Genomic DNA, 16,393 nt, shown 5'->3' with positions numbered 1-16,393 from the left:
TCGGCGAAAGCGGGCCGCGCGACGGCGCACGCGGGTGGGAGACGGAGCGTCGCGGCGGCCGGACGGCAGCGCGGCGGGGCGCTCCTCCCTCAGTGGCGCAGCCGTGCCACGCGCCAGACGGCCAGGGAGACCAGCACGGCGCACACCACGACGTACAGGGCGATCACGCGCCAGTCGGAGCGCTCGCCCGAGCCCCGCTGCGGCAGTCCGGGCCAGGTGTGGCCCACGCGGCGGGCGGCCATCATCCCCCAGCCGGCGGCGCAGCAGCTGATCAGCAGGCCCAGCATGGCGACGACCGGCCCGCCGTCGCCGAACTCGAAGGCCAGGGGGAACGCGAACATCAGCGAACCCACGGCGGCGAGCATCACGATCGGCGCGAGCTGCCAGATGCGCAGCCGCCGCGCGGGCCGCAACTCGACCTCGACCTCGGGGGTCGCCTCGGGCTCGTCGGGCCCGTCGGGGCTCAGCCGTACCGCCTCGTGCGGCGTGTCCGGTGCGTCTTGTTCCGTGTCGCGAGGGCCGGCCTCCATCGCCACGCGCCCTCCCAACTCGGACTCCACTGGTCGATCGATGCTCGATGATGGCATGGTCCCGGCCGCCGAAATGACGGGCAGGGCTTCCCGATGCCATCACGTGATCAGGCTGTAACCGCCCGTTCGACCAACGCCAGCGCCTGACGCGGGAGTTCCCCGCGATGCTCCGCCGCGCCGTTCAGCCAGTGGACCCGCGGGTCGCGACGGAACCACGAGTCCTGACGGCGCGCGAATCGTTTGGTGGCGCGGACGGTCTCGGCGCGCGCCTCGGCCTCGGTGCATTCCCCGGCCAGCGCGGCCAGCACCTGCTGGTAGCCGAGCGCCCTGGACGCGGTGCGTCCTTGGCGCAGCCCGTGCCCCTCCAGGGCGCGCACCTCGTCCACGAGTCCGGCCGCCCACATCCGGTCGACCCTCAGGGCGATGCGTTCGTCGAGTTCGGGGCGGGCCACGTCGACGCCGATCTGGACGGTGTCGTACACCGCATCGTTACCGGGGAGGTTGGCGGTGAAGGGCTTGCCGGTGATCTCGATGACTTCGAGGGCCCTGACGATTCGGCGACCGTTGCTGGGCAGGATGGCCCGGCCCGCTTCGGGATCGGCGGCGGCGAGGCGGGCGTGCAGCACCCCGGAGCCGCGTTCGAGCAGTTCCTCCTCCAGCCTGGCCCGTACGTCGGGGTCCGTACCCGGGAACTCCAGGGCGTCGATGGCGCCCTTCACATAGAGGCCGGAGCCGCCGACCAGGACGGGGGTGCGGCCCGCGGCGAGCAGCCTGTCGATCTCGGCACGGGCCAGCCGCTGGTACTCGGCGACGCTGGCGGTCTCGGTGACGTCCCAGATGTCCAGCAGCCGGTGCGGGATGTCTCCGCGTTCGGCGGGCGTCAGCTTCGCGGTGCCGATGTCCATGCCCCGGTAGAGCTGCATGGAGTCGGCGTTGACCACCTCGCCGTCGAGCCGCTGAGCAAGGAATACCCCCAGATCGGACTTTCCGGCCGCAGTGGGACCGACGACGGCGATGACCCGCGGCGCGGGAGCTGAACTTCTCACCGCCCCAGTCTCGCAAACCTCCGGACCTGAATCTCACGGGATCAAACATAAGAAATCCATAAAGGAGTGGGAAACTAGGAAAAGAGGGCGTCTCCCGGCCGCACGCACCCGGCCGCGGCGGAGTCCGGGCGGGGCGGAGAGGCGGGGCCGGCCGTGTCTACAGGATCGGGCCGCGGCGCCCCGTACGCGCGGCTGCGCGGCCCCGACGGGCCCGGCCCCGACGGCATGGGGCCGGGAAGGACGGGCCGGGCCCCGCAAGACGCTCACGAACGCCTTCCGGACCGTCCTCAGCCGAGCTTGTCGACCGCCTGGTAGTACGTCCAGGCGGTCGCGTCGCAGGTGGCCTTCTTCACGCCCGAGTAGGTCGCGCACACCCGCTTGAGGTCGCCGTAGAAGGCGTCGTCCAGGCGGGACTTGTTGGCGCCGAAGGAGCCGGCCGCCTTGTAGTTGCGATAGCCGAAGTCATGGCGGGCACAGGCGTTCCGGAAGGGAAAGCCCAGGGGGTTGTCCGGCGAGGTGGTGCAGTAGTCCGTGGACCAGTCGAAGCCGTACGAGCTCCAGGCCCCCTGGTCGGCGCGGGCTGCGAAGAACGCGTCGTAACTGGTCGCACCGGACTGGGTCCAGCGGGCGAGCACCGCGTCCTTGTCGGCGGGGGCGGCCGAGGCGGGGGTCACGGACAGCAGAGCGACGGTCATGGCGAGTGCCGTGCCGGCCAGCGAGACGGGGATGTGCCGACGCATGAATGTCCTCCATGGCGGGTGGGGGCGACCGCGACGTGGGTTCGTCGGGGCGCGCCCAGCTTCCGCCACGGGCATACGACGGATGTGCGCTGGAGCTATATCGGCCTGCCGCGCCGCCGTAGAAGGCCGGGAAGGGGCGGCAGAAGGTTGGGAAGGGCCGGGGAGGTGTCAGGCCCTCAGGAAGGCGAGCACCGCGAGCACCCGACGGTGCGTCTCGTCCGCCGGGGGCAGGTCGAGCTTGGTGAGGATGCTGCCGATGTGCTTGCCGACCGCCGCCTCGGAGACGACGAGCTCGCGGGCGATCGCGCCGTTCGACCTGCCCTGAGCGACCAGGGCGAGGACCTCCCGCTCACGCGGCGTCAGCCGCTCCAGCGGGTCCCGGCGACGGCGCAGCAACTGGCGTACCACCTCGGGGTCGACGACGGTGCCGCCGTCGGCGACCTCGGCCAGCGCGTGCACGAACTCCTCGACCTGGCCGACACGGTCCTTGAGGAGATAGCCGACGCCCGATCCGTCGCCGGAGTCGAGCAGCTCGGACGCGTAGGCCCGCTGCACGTACTGGCTCAGCACCAGGACGGGCAACGTCGGCTGTTTCTCGCGCAATCGGACCGCCGCGTGCAGGCCCTCGTCCTGGAAGCCGGGCGGCATCCGCACGTCGGTCACGACGATGTCCGGGTGGTGCTCGGCGACCGCGGTGAGCAGCCCCGGCGCGTCCCCGACCGCCGCGACCACCTCGTGGCCGCAGCGGGTCAGCAGACCGATGAGTCCCTCGCGCAGCAGCACGCTGTCTTCGGCCAGGACTACGCGGAGGGGTCGGTCCGCTCGTAGGGGTCGCAAGGAATCTCCACACGCAACAGGGTCGGCCCACCCGGCGGGCTGGACAGGACAAGTCTGCCATCAAGGACCGACACCCGGTCCGCGAGTCCGGTGAGGCCGCTGCCGCCCTCCTCGCTCGCACCGCCCCGGCCGTCGTCGCGCACCTCCAGGACCAGCCGTCCGTCCCGGTGCCCACCGGTCACCTCGGCGCGGCTCGCCCCGCTGTGCTTGGCGACGTTGGCCAGGGCCTCGGACACGACGAAGTACGCTGCGGCCTCGACCGCTTGGGGCAGTCGCTCCGGGACCCGCAGGACCGTCTCGACCGGAATCGCCGAACGGTCGGCGGCGTCCGCCACCGCCGCCTCCAGGCCGTAGTCCGTGAGCACCCTGGGGTGGATGCCGTGGATGAGTTCACGTAGTTCCGTGAGCGCCTGGCCCGCCTCGTCATGGGCCTTGGCGAGCTGGTCGGCCAGTGGCCCCGGGGGTGCGTCGAGGCGGGCCAGGCCGAGCGTCATCGTCAGCGCGACCAGGCGCTGCTGCGCCCCGTCGTGCAGATCGCGTTCGATGCGGCGCCGCTCCGTCTCGAAGGCGTCCACCAGCCGCACCCGGGAACGTACGAGTTCGGTGACCTTGGCGCCCAGGCCGGTATCCCTCGGGGCGATCAGAAGGCGCGTCAGCTCGGCCCGCGCCCCGGCCACGAGCCCCAGGAGGTACGCGCCCAGCGCGAGCAGCACCACCCCGAGCACGGCCACGCCGAACGCCGCCGGCCAGGTGGTGACCGTCCACTGCTTGAGCACCTTCGTCTCCCGGCCGTCCCCGAGGGTCGCCAGCAGGACCGGCGTGGCGGCCATCGACGCCGGGCACAACAGAGCCACCATGACGGCGAGTGCGTCGAGCGGCCACAGCACCACCGCGAACAGCAGCGCGTACCCGAGTTCACGCCAGGTCACCTGCTCCCGCAGCCGCGTGCGCAGCCATCCCCACAGACCCGGCACGGACGGCGTGCGATGCTGGTCGGCGGCCGGGTCGAGGTCGATGAGGCGCAGCCTGCGCCGTTCCACGGACGCCACCGGGATCCCGCCGAGCGCCGCGAGCACGAGGAGCGGCAGACCCACCAGGACGACGGCGAGTACCCCGCCGACCGCGGCGGCGGTCACGATCGAGACCAGTGCGACGGCACCGGCCACCACTCCGGTGACCAGGTACGCCACCGACCGCCAGGGCCAGGCCGAACGCAGGAAGTCCGGCCCCGTCATGGCCTGCCACACATTCCGAGGGTGCATGGCGTCACCCTAAGGGCTGCCCCGCAACCCCTGGCGGGCGCGCGACGACAGCCACGGCACCTCGCCGCGTTGCCGGGACGTCCGCATACATCCAGTATGCGGACGTCCCTCCGCCTTGCGATGCACCGCATCCGACGCCGCGCACTGATCCACCACGGATTACGGGACAGCCCTTGGAAGGCGCGAAACCGGCCGGGCCGTCGGTCCAGTGGGCACGTTCGGGGTGGGGCCTGCCCCCACCTTCCCCGGTGACGCCCCGTACACGACGCTGGCGGCCGGACCAGCGAGGGCGGCGGCAAGGACTTGCCACCGCAGCCTGTTGCCATTTCCGAAGGCTCAATTCCGCCACAACTTGGCCGAACAATGGCCAGGAGTTCACGCTCCGGCGTGCTGATCGGCCGTGGCCGCACAGGGCGGCCACGGCCGTACAAGGGGGGCACACATGGAATTCCAGCTTCTGGGACCGGTCGAGGCAAGAGAGGGAACACGTCGCATCGCACTGTCGGGATCGAAGGCACACACCGTGCTGGCCGTGCTGCTGCTGGCGCGCGGCCGGGTGGTGGGAGACGATCGGCTGAGCTCGCTGCTGTGGGGGTGGGAGCCACCGGTCACCATGAACGCCCAGATCTACACCTACATTTCGAGACTCAGAAAGCTGCTCGGGCCCGGCGTCGAACTGGTCCGCAGACAGCCCGGCTACCAACTGATCGCCGAGGGCGCGACGGTCGACGCCGTCGAGTTCGAGCGGCTCGACCGGCAGGGGCGCAAGGCCCTGGAGGAACGGCGGTTCGCGGAGGCGGAGGAGCTGTTGCGGCGCGCGCTCGACCTGTGGCAGGGTCCCGCGCTCGCGAATGTGACGCCCTATCTCGCCGAGGCGGAGCTGCCGCAGCTGGAGGAAGCGCGGATGAGTGCCGTGGAGCACCGCATCGAAGCCGATCTGGCACTGGCGCGGCATCGGCGGCTCGTTCCGGAACTCACCGGTCTGGTCGGCGAGTTCCCGGTGCGGGAGAGGCTGCGCGGCCAGCTGATGACGGCGCTGTACCGGTGCGGGCGGCAGGCCGAGGCCCTGCGCACGTACCACGAGGGCCGCAAGGTGCTCGCCGAGGAGCTCGGGGTGGATCCGGGCAGCGAACTGACGGCCAAGTACCAGGCCGTGCTGTCGGGCGAGTTGAGCCTTCTGCCGGAGCCGGCGCACCTGTCCACCTCGGCTCCGCACTCCGGGCCTCCCTCCGCCGTCGCGCCGATGTCACCGGTCATGCTGCCGCCCGACATCGCGGACTTCGCCGGCCGGGAGAGCCAGTTCGCCGAGTTGTGCGCGCAGTTGACCGACACCCCGGCGGACCGGCGTGCCGGGGCGCGGCCACGGCGACTGCTGATCTCCGGGATGGCGGGCGTCGGCAAGACCGCGCTCGCGGTGCGGGTGGCGCACGCCGTCGCGGCCGAGTTCCCCGACGGACTGCTCCACGCGCGGCTGCGCCACCGCGACGGCACCGTCAAGGACTCCGGACAGGTGCTCTCGCATCTGCTGCGAGCGCTCGGTGAGCGGCCCGAAGCCCTTCTCTCCCCGGACGGCAGCCGGCTCCAGCTCGACGAACTGATCCGCCTCTACCGCACGAGGACCGCGGGGCGCAGGCTCCTCCTCTTCCTCGACGACGCGGCGAGCGAGCTCCAGCTCGACGCGCTGCTCCCGGCCACGGCGGACGCCGCCGTCCTCGTCACCAGCCGCAACAGGCAGAGCGCGGTGCCGGGCTTCCGCACCACCCCCCTCTACCCCATGGACGGCAGCGAGTCGCTCGCCCTGCTCTCGGCGATCGCCGGGGTCTCCCGCATCGTCACCGAGCCGCAGGCCTCCCGGGCCCTGGTCGACGCCTGCGGGGGGCTTCCGCTCGCGCTGCGGGCCGCCGCCACCCGGCTCGCCGCGCGGCCGCACTGGCCCGCCTCCCGCCTCGCCCGCAATCTCGCGCAGCCGGTGACACGCCTCGCGGAACTGCATGTCGGCGATCTGGACATCGGCGGCCGCCTCGGCTCCGCACTGCGTCTGCTGCCTCCTCATGAACTGGAGTGCACCCGGGCGCTCGCCTCCTGCGGCCCCGCGGTCTTCTCCGCGTCGGCTGCCGCGCCGCTGCTCTGCAGGTCCGAGTCGGCGACCGAGGAGTTCCTTGAGCGCCTCGTCGAGAAGTCGCTCCTGGAGATGTCGGGCATCGACGCGGCGGGTGAACCCCACTACCGGTTCCACGAACTGGTCCGGCTGGCCGCCCTGGACTCCGGAGGGCTCGCGCTCGTCGTGAACCGGACGTTCACCGGGGCGAGCTGAACCGAACGCGGAGGGTATGCCTGGCCCTACCCCAGGTCTCGGTCCTGCCGCACTGCGCCGGCCCCCCGCGACACGGTTTCGTTGAGCCATCGAAGTTGCGAGGAAGGCGGCATCCCGATGGTGGCTTGGCTGACCGAGCACACGCTGGTGTACGGAAGCCTCGGCGTCCTGGCGGCGGTGCTGCTCCTGCCCGCGCTGGAGGCGGCGCTACCGCTGGTGGGTGCGCTGATGCCGGGGCAGACCGCCGTGCTGATGGGCGGGGTCCTCGCCTGGCACGGACGGGTGACCGTGGTGGCGGCTCTGCTGACCGCGGTCGCCGGGGCCGTCACGGGCAACCTGATCGGTTACGCGGTGGGGCGACGCTGGAACGCTCGGGTCCTGAGCCGGATCCCGGACGGTGGGCGGTGGCAGCGGTACGCCGAACGGGCCCTGGGCCTGATCGAACGGCGCGGCGGTGCGGCGGTGTTCGTCGGCCGCTTCACCGCCGTCCTGCGCACCCTCGTGCCGGCTCTGTGCGGGGCCACCCGGATGCCGCTGCGCCGCTACCTGGGCTGGTCCCTGGTCAGCAGTGCCGTGTGGGCGCCCGCCTTCGTCCTGATCGGGTACGCCATGGGCCCCGCCGGGCCGGGCTGACCCGTGCCGCGTGCAACCTCCTGCCGTCGCAACTTCCTGCACCCCGCGCACCGCCCGCCGGCCGCCCGGCGACGGCCCGGCCAGGGCAAGGTGGCCGACGCGCTCCCGACCATCCGTCCCGCCCGATGTGCGGGGTGACCGACACCGAATGAGTGGAAAGATGACTGACGACGCGATCAAGTTGCGCTCCGTGAGCAGGCAGTACGGGTCGGGGGGCGGCGCGGTGACCGCCCTCGACCAGGTCTCTCTCGGCTTTCCCATGGGCACGTTCACCGCCGTCATGGGCCCGTCCGGTTCGGGCAAGTCGACTCTGTTGCAGTGCGCGGCCGGGCTCGACCGGCCCACCTCGGGCTCGGTCACCGTGGGGGGCACCGAACTGACCGGGCTGAGCGAGACCAAACTGACCCTGCTGCGCCGCGACCGCATCGGCTTTGTGTTCCAGGCGTTCAACCTGCTGCCCTCGCTGACCGCCGAGCAGAACGTGGCGCTGCCGCTGCGCCTGGCCGGCCGGCGTCCCTCGCGGGCCCGGGTCCGTGAAGTGCTGCATCAGGTCGGCCTCGACGAGCGCGCGGGGCACCGGCCCTCGGAGATGTCCGGCGGCCAGCAGCAGCGCGTGGCGCTGGCGCGGGCGCTGATCACCCGCCCCGAAGTGCTCTTCGGCGACGAGCCGACCGGTGCGCTCGACTCGCAGACCAGTCGTGAGGTGCTCGCCCTGCTCCGCGGCATGGTCGACCGGGAGCAGCAGACGATCATCATGGTCACGCACGATCCGGTGGCCGCCGCCTACGCGGACCGCGTCGTCTTCCTCGTCGACGGGCGCGTCAACGGCGAGCTGGTCGGGGCGAGCGCCGAAGAGATCGCCGCCCGCATGACCAAGCTGGAGGCCGTGCCGTGCTGAGCATCGCCCTGCGGACCCTGCGCACCCGCTGGATCACCTTCGTCGGCAGCTTCGTCGCGCTGTCGCTCGGTGTCGCGCTGATCGCCGTCATGGGGCTGGCCCTCGCCTCCTCGCTCGACGCGCCAGGCCGGGGGCCGGAGCGGTTCGCCGCCGCGCCGGTCGTGGTGAAGGGCGCGGACGAGCTCCGGGTGCCGACCCGGATCGGCGACCGGGTCGAGAAGCTGGCCGAGCCGCGCGCCGTGCCGGACCCCCTCGTGGTGAAGCTGCGCGAGCTCGGCCGGGTGATCGAGGACCGCTCGTTCGCCGTACGCGCCGAGGGCGGGCCCGGAGACCTGGTGGGCCATCCCTGGTCCACCGCCGCCTTCGCCCCGTACCGGATCAGCGAGGGGCACGCGCCCCGGGCCGCCGACGAGGTCGTCGTCGGCGGCGACTGGGCGGCTGTGGGGCAGCGCATCGCCACGGACCGCGGCACCGTGCGGGTCACCGGCACCGTGACGGGGCTCGGCTTCGAGGACGCGCTCTTCTTCACGGATGCGCGGGCCGCCCGGCTCTCGCCGCACAGCGTCCAGCTGGTGGTCGATGCCGACGCGGACGCGGTGCGCCGGGCGGCGCAGGGCAGCCCGGGTGTGCGCGTGCTGACGGGCGACGACCGCAGGCTCGCGGACGCCGACCCGGACCGCGACAATGAGGCCCTGGTCGCGATGAACGCCATGTTCGGCACGGCCGCCGGTGTCACCGGCTTCGTATCGGTCTTCGTGGTGGCATCGACGTTCGCGTTCGCCGTCGCCCAGCGGCGCCGCGAGTTCGGTCTGCTGCGCACGGCGGGCGCGACCCCCGGGCAGATCCGCCGGATGGTCTTCGCCGAGGCGCTGCTCGTCGGTGTCCTCGCGTCGGCCGCCGGCTGTGTCCTCGGCTCGTACGGCGCCCCGCGGCTGGCCCGGTGGGTCGTCGACAGTGAGCTGGCGCCGAGCTGGTTCACCATCGGTGACTACACCTGGCCGTACCACATGGCCTTCTGGACCGGCCTGCTGGTGGCGCTCTGCGGAGTGGTCGCCGCGTCGTGGCGGGCGGGCAGGACCGGCCCGGCCCAGGCGCTGCGCGAGGCATCCGTGGACACCAGGACGATGACCTGGGGCCGCTGGCTCTTCGGCGGAGGCCTGCTGCTCGCCGCGGTCGTGACGCTCGCCATGGCGCTGTCCACGGAACCGGGCGAACTGCTCCATCGCAAGACGTACGTGAGCCGCCCGATGCTCCTGATCACCGCGGTCGCCCTGCTCGCGCCGGTCCTGGTGCGCCCGCTGACCCGGCTCATCGCCTGGCTCCCGGCCCAACTCCCGGGCGCGGGCGGGATGCTGGTGCGCGAGAACGCGGCGGCGGGCATCCGTCGCACCTCGGCCATCGCGGCCCCCGTCCTGGTCACGGTCGCCCTCGCGGGCTCCCTGCTCGGGGCGACCGCGACACTCAACGAGGCCAAGGCCACCGAGACCCGCGACCAGGCCACCGCCGACTACGTGGTGTCGCCCGCGGGCCCCGCCGGTTTCGACGCGGCCACCGTCGAACGGCTGCGGAAGGTCGAGGGCGCCGAGGTGTCCGCGACCTCCGCGAGCGCCGTCTACGTCCTGGAGGACGGCGTGGCGCTCATCAAGTCCGAGGCGCGGGCGGCCGATCCGGCGATGCTCGCCAGGACCACGCGGCTGCCGATCGCGGCGGGCCGGGTCGCCGATCTCGGCGACGACTCGATCATCGTCAACGAGGAGTGGGCGCGGCACACCGTCGGGCAGCGCGTCGACGTCTGGCTCGGGGACGGCACGAAGAAGTCGCTGAGGATCGCGGCGGTGATGCGCACCGGCACCGGCAACAACGGCGTCTACGTCACTCCGCGCAACGCCCCGGGCGCGAGTGTCGACCGGGTCGACGTGTTGGTCGCCGACGGCGCGGACGCCACCGCGGTCGCCGAGGGGCTGCGCGCGGCCGTCGCGGGCGGCGGGCAGGTGCGCTCCGAGGAGCAGTGGGTGCGGGCGAGTTACCCGGAGACCAACCGGACCACCCGTCTGGGCTTCCTGCTCGTCCTCGGCATCGCTCTCCTCTACACGGGGATCGCCCTCGCCAACACCCTGGTCATGGCGACGTCCGACCGGGTGCGCGACCTGGCGGTGCTCCGTCTGGCCGGGGCGACCAAGTGGCAGGTGCTGCGGCTGGTCGGTGCGGAGGCGCTGATGGTGGTGGCGGTCGGCGGGGTGCTCGGTCTCCTCGTCGCCGCGCTCAACCTGCTCGGGATCTGGAGTGCCCTCGGCATGCTCAAGGTGTGGACCAGCATCGAGGTCCCGTGGTCGACGCTCGGCGCGACCGTCGGCGCCTGCGCCGTCCTCGCCGTCGTCTCGGCGATGACCCCGGCCTGGTTCTCCCTGCGGCGCCGGGCGGTGGAGCTGGCCGGCATGCGGGAGTGAGCGGACGCGAAGGGCCGGGCACCGACCTCGTGAGATCGGTGCCCGGCCCTTCGCGTAGCCGGGTTCAGGCCGACGGTTCGGCCATCGCCACCGCGATCCTGCGCGGCCCGGTGAACGGCTCCCGGCCGTGTGCGGCCAGCATGTTGTCCACGATCAGTACGTCGTCGCGCTGCCAGTCGAAGCGGGTCGTCGCCGCGCGGTAGGCGGCCCTGAGATGGGCGACCGTCCCGTCCGGGATCGGGGTGCCGTCGCCGAAGTAGGTGTTGGTGGGCAGGTCCTCGTCCGGGAAGATCTCCCGCAGCCCCTCCTGCACCTCCGGCGCCAGCGAGGTGACGTGCCAGAACGTGGCGTGGTTGAACCAGACCCGCTCGCCGGAGGCGGGGTGCGTGTGGACCGCGTCCCGCGTCGTCGTCGTGCGCAGACCGCCGTCCTCGCGCCACTCGGGCGAGATCCCCCTGTCCCGGCAGTACGCCTCGACCGCGGCCCGGTCATGGGTGTTGAACGCCTCCTGCCACGGCACTCCGAAGTCGCCGTGGAAATTGCGCACCACCCGCCAGCCACCACGCCGGGCGAACTCCTCGCGGACCTCGGGGTCGATGGACCGGTACACCTCACGGATGTCGGCGAGGGGCGTGGCGCCCCGGGTCAGGGCCGGCTCGACGCAGTAGAAGTACAGCGCGAGCGGCCAGACGGCCTGGTAGGAGTTCTCGTTGTGCAGGAAGATCTCCTCGTCGGCCGGATAGTCCGTCGACGTGTACACCTGGCCCTTGATGGTGGAGCGCGGCGACGACCGCTCGGTGTAGCTCAGGGGTCCGGTGCCGGAGAACTCCCGCACCACTGCGTCGAAGCCGTCGACGCCTCCCACCTCGAAGCCGCGCAGCAGGATCGCCCCGCGCTCGCCGAGGATCCGCCGCAGCTTCGTCCGGTTCCCGGCGATGTACTCGTGCACCTTCGTGCCCGGCTCCGCCGTGTACTCGATCGCGGTCATGGGACCAGTACCCCTCTCCACTGCCGCTCCTCGTTCCGCGGCTCCTCGTAGTCGCACAGTTCCACCGGCCCCGTCGAGCCCGCCTCGCGGGCCAGCGCGGCGAACGCTCCGCCGGCCGTCGGCAGGTCCTGCACCAGCCAGGTGCCGGGGCCCGTCGGCTCCGTGTGCCGCACCACGACGGGGCCGTCCCGGTGGGGCTGTACGTCGACCGCCTTCAGGTTCGTGATGATGCCGACGCCGCTCGCCTTGACGACGGCCTCCTTGCGCGTCCAGGCACGGAAGAAGGCGTCGAGGCGCGCCGCCTCGTCCGGCCGGGAGCGGGCGTGCGCGAGTTCGGACGCGCTCATCACCAGTTTCGAGGCCCCCTCGACATCGAGCCGGCGCCCGTCCTCGACGTCCACTCCGACCTGCCGGCCGACGACCACGGCGAGCAGCCAGTGCCCCCCGGACCGCGAGAAGTTGAAGTCCAGGTCGGTGACGGGAGCGTCGACGCGCGGTCTGCCGTGTCTCGGGTGGCCGCAGCGCGGGCAGGGACGGCGCCCGAGGACGACCTCCTGCGGCGCCACGTCCAGATACCGGGCGAGCACCCTGCGCAGTGCCGCGTGCGAAGCGGTGTAGCGCACCGCGGCGCGCGAGGACATCCGCCGCACGCTGCGCAGCTCGTCCTCGCCGAGCAGGACGGCGTCGCCGGGGGCGGGTTCGTCGGGGGCCCTGCCGTGCCAGATGTGGGCCGCGTCGCGGTCCCTCAGGTACTCGTATGCGGCTGTCATCGCCTCAGTCCGTTCTTCCGGGTCCGTGGTCCTCGTCCACGGAAGTCAGTCCGACATCGCGACGAGCACCCGGCGGTCGCCGGTGAACGGGCGCCGTCCGTGGGCGAGCAGGACGTTGTCGATGAGCAGCAGGTCGCCGGGGTGCCAGTCCACGTCGACGGCGTGCTCCAGGCCGCGGTCGCGGATCTGGGCGACGTACTCGGCGGGAATGGGACTGCCGTCGGCGAACGTGACGTTCTGCGGCAGCTCGTCCTCGGGCAGGATCCGCGCGAGGGCGCCGGCCGTGTCGTCGCCGAGCCCGGCCGGGTGCCACTGGTCGGACTGGTTGAACCACACCTCGGTACCGGTGACCGGGTGCCGGGTGGTGGCGGGTCGCAGCGAGGAGACGCGGATGCCGCCGTCCGCCTTCCACTCCCAGGTGGCGCCGGTCCGGTCGAGGAAGGCGTCCACCTGCGCCCGGCTCGTCGTCTCGAAGGTGTCCTGCCAGCTCTTGCCGAAGCCGTATCCGTCGTGCAGGTTCTGGACGTAGCGCACGCCGTCGGCGAAGGCCTCGCGCACCTCGGCGTCCAGGGATTCGAGCCACACGGCCGCGTCGACCACGGGTGTCGCGCCACCGCTGCCGGGCTGCACCTGGCAGTAGAAGGCGAGCCGCGACGGCCAGGCGTGCGCGTAACTCATCTCGTTGTGCATGGAGATGGTGAATTCCTGCGGGTACTCCGTGGACGTGTAGACGTTGCTGCCGACCTTGGTGCGCGGCGAGTTGCCGTGCACATAGGCGAGCCGGTTGGGCAGCAGCGTGTCGAGCACCTGGTCCAGGTCCGCGGGGGTGACTCCGAAGCCGCGGAAGACCAGGCCCTTCTCCGCCACGAGCAGCTTGTCGAACTCCTCTCCCATGCCGGTGATCCGCTCGACGAGCTCCTCGCAGCCGCCGATGCTCTCGGTCTCGATCTCCAGGGGAGTCCAGGCCTGCGTGTGCGTCATGGGTTCATGCCTCCAGATCCTTGGTGATGTCGGCGACCAGTTCGGCCTCGCGGGGAGCGAGGTAGAAGTGGTCGCCCGGGTAGGTGCGCAGGGCGAAGTCCCCGGCCGAGGTGAGCTCGGACCAGGCGAGGACGTTCTCGCGGGAGCAGCCCGGGTCGTCGCGGCCGAGGTACGCGGTGACCGGCGCCGACACCCTTGGCGGTGGCGACGCGGGCCGGTACTCCTCGATGAGCCGGTAGTCGGCGCGGAGCGCGGGCAGCAGCAGTTCGCGCAGCTCCGGGATGTCGTACGCCTGAGAGCCCAGGTCGCCGAGCCTGCGCACCCCGGCGACCAGGTCGTCGTCTCCGCGCAGATGCAGTCCGGTGGGGCGGGCACGGTGCGGTGCGGAACGGGCCGACACCAGGAGGCGACGCGGTACGACGCCGTGCCGGCGTTCCAGCCGCAGGGCCGTCTCGTACGCCACGGATGCGCCCATGCTGTGCCCGAACAGCGCGAGGGGTACGTCGAGTTCGGGCAGCAGGGCGGCGTCGACGGCGTCGGTGAGCGCGGCCATGGACTCCACACAGGGTTCGCTCAGCCGCTCCTGGCGGCCCGGGTAGCGCACCGCGAGCAGCTCCACGTCGAACGGCAGGCGCGCCGGCCAGCCGTGGAAGAGCTGCGCGTTGCCGCCCGCGTGCGGGAAGCAGACGAGGCGCAGCCGCGGCCGCCCGGACAAGGCCGGGTGGCGCCGTAGCCACGGCTCGTCGCGCACCGTCCGCTCACTCGCTCCCCTTGGCCGGTTCATGTGTCACCTCTCGCTTCAAGTCCGGTGCCAGTACGGCGAGCAGGGCCAGCACGGCCATGGCCGCGGCGATCACGCGGACGGTGGGCAGTGCGCCCCACGCCGCGAGCAGCAGGCCGCCCGCGAAGGACCCGAGCGCGTTGGTGCCCGAGCCGATGAGGGTCGCCGTGGCGGCGACCCGGCCCTGGAACGCGTCGGGTGTGATGCTCACCTGGTAGACGGCGGCGGCCACGTTGAACACGGCGCCGACGAATCCCGTCCCCGCGTACAGGGCGCCGAGCAGCACCGGGTGCGCGGTCAGGGCCATGGCGCCGATGAGCAGCGCCCAGGCGACGGCTCCGCCGATCAGCAGGGTGCGCTGGCGCATCCGGCGCCGCACCCTGCCGCCGGCCAGCGCGCCGCACAGTCCGCCGACGCCGCCGATGCCCACGATCACCGCGAGGGCCGAGGACGACAGCCCCGACTCCTTGACCCGCACGATCAGGGCGAGCGCCAGCATCTGGAACAGGACGTTGGTGCCGGCCACGTAGCCGAGCGCGGAGCGCAGGAACCGCTGACGCCACAGCCACCTCATCCCTTCGGCGACCTCACCGGTCAGCCGGGAGCCGTCCCGCCGGCCGGTCTCCTCCGTCTGGAAGTCCTTGCGGATGAACAGCAGCGAGAGCAGCGAGGCGAGATAGCCGAGCACCCCGAACCCGAAGGGGAACGAGCGGCCCAGCGAGTGCAGCAGCACTCCGCCCGGCTGGCCGAGCAGCCCTGCCGCGCGCCCGCGTGCCTCGTTCTGCGCGAGCGCGGCGGGCAGGTGGTCCGGGTGCACCAGATTGCGTACCGCGCCGCGCTCCGCGAGCCGGTAGAAGACCGACAGCGACGCCTCCGCGAACGCGGCCGCCGCCAGGTGCACCACGAAGACGCGGCCGGCGGCGAGCGACAGCGCCACGCCGCCGACCACCAGCACCCGGCCCGCCTCGCAGACCAGCATCACCCGACGCCGGTCCCAGCGGTCCACGAGAGCCCCGGCGGGCAACTGCACCAGGAGCAGGGGCAGCAGGGCCGCCGTGGTCACCGCGGACATGGCGAGCGGCGAGCCGGTGTGCCAGAGCACGATCAGCGGATACGCGACGGTGGTGACCCGCGCGGCCAGGAACGACATGCTCGCCCCCGACCACAGCAGCAGGAACTCCCGGTTGCGGCGCAACGGCCCGGCCGGTGCTCCGGCCCCCTGCGCCGCACCGTCCACGAGCGTCATGTCCTGCACCACTCCAGGACCGCCATCGCGCTGTGCATCTTGTTCTCGGCCTGCGCGAAGGCGATGCTCGCGGGGCCGTCGAGCACCTCGGCGGTGACCTCGTCGCCGCGGTGCGCGGGCAGGTCGTGCATGAAGACCGCCTTGGGGCTGGTGTCCCACAGGGCCGCGGTCACCTGGAACGGCGCGAAGACGTCCCGCCAGTCGGCGTCGGGCTTGCTGGAGCCGGTGGTCTGCCAGCGCGTCGTGTAGACGACGTCCTGGTCGGCGGGCGGTTCGTCCATGTCGTGCCGCTCCCGGAACGTGGCCCCGTAGCGGGCCGCCTGCTCGGCGGCGCGCTCGCGGTAGTACGGGGCGAGGCCGTAGCCGGGCGGGGTGCGCAGTTCGAGCGTGGCGCCGGGGAAGCGGGTCAGGGCGAGCGCGAGCGCCGAGGCGGTGTTGTTGCCCTCGCCCACGTACAGGACGCGCAGTCCCTCGATGCGGCCGAACCGCCTGTACAGGGTGGTGAGATCGGTGAGCGCCTGGGTGGGGTGCTCCTCCGCGCTCATGGCGTTGACGACCGCCATCCGGTCCTGCGCCGCCCAGGCCCGCATCTCGGCGGGGTCGCCCGCGGTACGGGCGACCAGCACATCGAGCATCCGGGACATGACGCGTCCGGTGTCCTCGCTCGTCTCGCCCGTGTTGAGCTGCAGGTCTCCGGGCCCGTACGAGACGATCTGCCCGCCGAGCCGCAGTGCGCCGCTGGAGAAGGCGGTACGGGTACGGGTGGAGGTCTTGCTGAAGTAGACGCCGACGACGGCCCCGGTGAGCGGGGCGGGGCGGCCCGCGCCGCCCGCCGAGAAGGCGGCGCCGCGGGCGACGAGGGCGTGCAGGTCGGTGTCGGTGAGGTCGTCGATGGAGATCAGATGCCGTACGTGGGCCAC

At 72.5% G+C, this 16,393-nt stretch carries 15 protein-coding genes; 4 read left to right on the top strand and 11 right to left on the bottom strand.

Features of this window, described 5'->3' with window-relative positions:
* Positions 1 to 89: 89 nt before the first annotated feature.
* The 5 genes from ACIOHC_RS12535 to ACIOHC_RS12515 all read right to left on the bottom strand — a co-directional run bounded on the left by ACIOHC_RS12535 (position 90) and on the right by ACIOHC_RS12515 (position 4,415).
* Entirely contained in the window at positions 90 to 530 is a 441-nt protein-coding gene (locus tag ACIOHC_RS12535; protein ID WP_351075207.1) for a hypothetical protein, read from the bottom strand.
* A gap of 107 nt (positions 531 to 637) precedes the next feature.
* Entirely contained in the window at positions 638 to 1,576 is a 939-nt protein-coding gene (gene miaA / locus ACIOHC_RS12530) for a tRNA (adenosine(37)-N6)-dimethylallyltransferase MiaA (RefSeq protein WP_351075170.1), read from the bottom strand.
* 287 nt (positions 1,577 to 1,863) lie between these two features.
* Entirely contained in the window at positions 1,864 to 2,316 is a 453-nt protein-coding gene (locus ACIOHC_RS12525; protein WP_351075172.1) for a phospholipase, read from the bottom strand.
* Positions 2,317 to 2,484: 168 nt separating this feature from the next.
* Positions 2,485 to 3,099, bottom strand: coding sequence for a LuxR C-terminal-related transcriptional regulator (locus ACIOHC_RS12520; protein WP_391744657.1), 615 nt, complete (start codon positions 3,097 to 3,099; stop codon positions 2,485 to 2,487).
* Between the two features lie 17 nt (positions 3,100 to 3,116).
* Positions 3,117 to 4,415: a sensor histidine kinase gene (locus ACIOHC_RS12515; protein ID WP_401842679.1), complete on the bottom strand. Its 1,299-nt coding sequence runs from the start codon at positions 4,413 to 4,415 to the stop codon at positions 3,117 to 3,119.
* A 442-nt stretch (positions 4,416 to 4,857) separates the two neighbouring features.
* On the opposite strand from ACIOHC_RS12515, the gene ACIOHC_RS12510 reads away from it, so the two are divergent.
* The 4 genes from ACIOHC_RS12510 to ACIOHC_RS12495 all read left to right on the top strand — a co-directional run bounded on the left by ACIOHC_RS12510 (position 4,858) and on the right by ACIOHC_RS12495 (position 10,707).
* Positions 4,858 to 6,729, top strand: coding sequence for a BTAD domain-containing putative transcriptional regulator (locus ACIOHC_RS12510; protein ID WP_401842678.1), 1,872 nt, complete (start codon positions 4,858 to 4,860; stop codon positions 6,727 to 6,729).
* A 117-nt stretch (positions 6,730 to 6,846) separates the two neighbouring features.
* Positions 6,847 to 7,362 (top strand): DedA family protein, encoded by a 516-nt coding sequence (locus ACIOHC_RS12505; protein ID WP_351075178.1) that lies wholly within the window; start codon positions 6,847 to 6,849, stop codon positions 7,360 to 7,362.
* 160 nt (positions 7,363 to 7,522) lie between these two features.
* On the top strand, positions 7,523 to 8,260 hold the full coding sequence (locus ACIOHC_RS12500) for an ABC transporter ATP-binding protein (protein WP_351075180.1): 738 nt from the start codon (positions 7,523 to 7,525) through the stop codon (positions 8,258 to 8,260).
* Positions 8,254 to 10,707, top strand: a complete 2,454-nt coding sequence (locus tag ACIOHC_RS12495) for an FtsX-like permease family protein (RefSeq protein ID WP_401842677.1) — start codon at positions 8,254 to 8,256, stop codon at positions 10,705 to 10,707. Before ACIOHC_RS12500 ends, ACIOHC_RS12495 begins: the two co-directional genes overlap by 7 nt.
* A 64-nt stretch (positions 10,708 to 10,771) precedes the next feature.
* On the opposite strand, the gene ACIOHC_RS12490 is transcribed toward ACIOHC_RS12495, so the two are convergent.
* From ACIOHC_RS12490 to ACIOHC_RS12465, 6 genes are read right to left on the bottom strand one after another with little or no spacing between them, the layout of a single operon-like run.
* Positions 10,772 to 11,695 (bottom strand): TauD/TfdA family dioxygenase, encoded by a 924-nt coding sequence (locus ACIOHC_RS12490; RefSeq protein WP_365692740.1) that lies wholly within the window; start codon positions 11,693 to 11,695, stop codon positions 10,772 to 10,774.
* On the bottom strand, positions 11,692 to 12,465 hold the full coding sequence (locus ACIOHC_RS12485) for a 4'-phosphopantetheinyl transferase superfamily protein (RefSeq protein WP_351075183.1): 774 nt from the start codon (positions 12,463 to 12,465) through the stop codon (positions 11,692 to 11,694). The genes ACIOHC_RS12490 and ACIOHC_RS12485 overlap by 4 nt, the downstream gene beginning before the upstream one ends.
* A 45-nt stretch (positions 12,466 to 12,510) precedes the next feature.
* Positions 12,511 to 13,446: a TauD/TfdA family dioxygenase gene (locus ACIOHC_RS12480; protein WP_351075185.1), complete on the bottom strand. Its 936-nt coding sequence runs from the start codon at positions 13,444 to 13,446 to the stop codon at positions 12,511 to 12,513.
* Between the two features lie 4 nt (positions 13,447 to 13,450).
* A complete protein-coding gene (locus ACIOHC_RS12475; protein ID WP_401842676.1) occupies positions 13,451 to 14,197 on the bottom strand; it encodes a thioesterase II family protein in 747 nt (248 codons plus the stop codon).
* Positions 14,198 to 14,204: 7 nt separating this feature from the next.
* A complete protein-coding gene (locus ACIOHC_RS12470; protein WP_351075187.1) occupies positions 14,205 to 15,473 on the bottom strand; it encodes an MFS transporter in 1,269 nt (422 codons plus the stop codon).
* Positions 15,470 to 16,393 (bottom strand): ornithine carbamoyltransferase, encoded by a 924-nt coding sequence (locus tag ACIOHC_RS12465; protein WP_401842675.1) that lies wholly within the window; start codon positions 16,391 to 16,393, stop codon positions 15,470 to 15,472. Before ACIOHC_RS12465 ends, ACIOHC_RS12470 begins: the two co-directional genes overlap by 4 nt.

Origin of the sequence: Streptomyces sp. NPDC088252 (genome assembly GCF_044740965.1) — a bacterium.
Lineage (GTDB): Bacteria > Actinomycetota > Actinomycetes > Streptomycetales > Streptomycetaceae > Streptomyces.
Note: the sequence above shows the minus strand (reverse complement) of the source record. Positions and strands in the feature narration are given on the sequence as shown.

What these genes read in the sequence shown, in the direction of transcription:
- ACIOHC_RS12535 (WP_351075207.1), bottom strand. Translation starts at nt 530, where the DNA reads ATGGAGGCCGGCCCTCGCGACACGGAACAAGACGCACCGGACACGCCG.
- ACIOHC_RS12525 (WP_351075172.1), bottom strand. Translation starts at nt 2,316, where the DNA reads ATGCGTCGGCACATCCCCGTCTCGCTGGCCGGCACGGCACTCGCCATG.
- ACIOHC_RS12515 (WP_401842679.1), bottom strand. Translation starts at nt 4,415, where the DNA reads ATGCACCCTCGGAATGTGTGGCAGGCCATGACGGGGCCGGACTTCCTG.
- ACIOHC_RS12510 (WP_401842678.1), top strand. Translation starts at nt 4,858, where the DNA reads ATGGAATTCCAGCTTCTGGGACCGGTCGAGGCAAGAGAGGGAACACGT.
- ACIOHC_RS12505 (WP_351075178.1), top strand. Translation starts at nt 6,847, where the DNA reads ATGGTGGCTTGGCTGACCGAGCACACGCTGGTGTACGGAAGCCTCGGC.
- ACIOHC_RS12500 (WP_351075180.1), top strand. Translation starts at nt 7,523, where the DNA reads ATGACTGACGACGCGATCAAGTTGCGCTCCGTGAGCAGGCAGTACGGG.
- ACIOHC_RS12490 (WP_365692740.1), bottom strand. Translation starts at nt 11,695, where the DNA reads ATGACCGCGATCGAGTACACGGCGGAGCCGGGCACGAAGGTGCACGAG.
- ACIOHC_RS12485 (WP_351075183.1), bottom strand. Translation starts at nt 12,465, where the DNA reads ATGACAGCCGCATACGAGTACCTGAGGGACCGCGACGCGGCCCACATC.
- ACIOHC_RS12480 (WP_351075185.1), bottom strand. Translation starts at nt 13,446, where the DNA reads ATGACGCACACGCAGGCCTGGACTCCCCTGGAGATCGAGACCGAGAGC.
- ACIOHC_RS12470 (WP_351075187.1), bottom strand. Translation starts at nt 15,473, where the DNA reads ATGACGCTCGTGGACGGTGCGGCGCAGGGGGCCGGAGCACCGGCCGGG.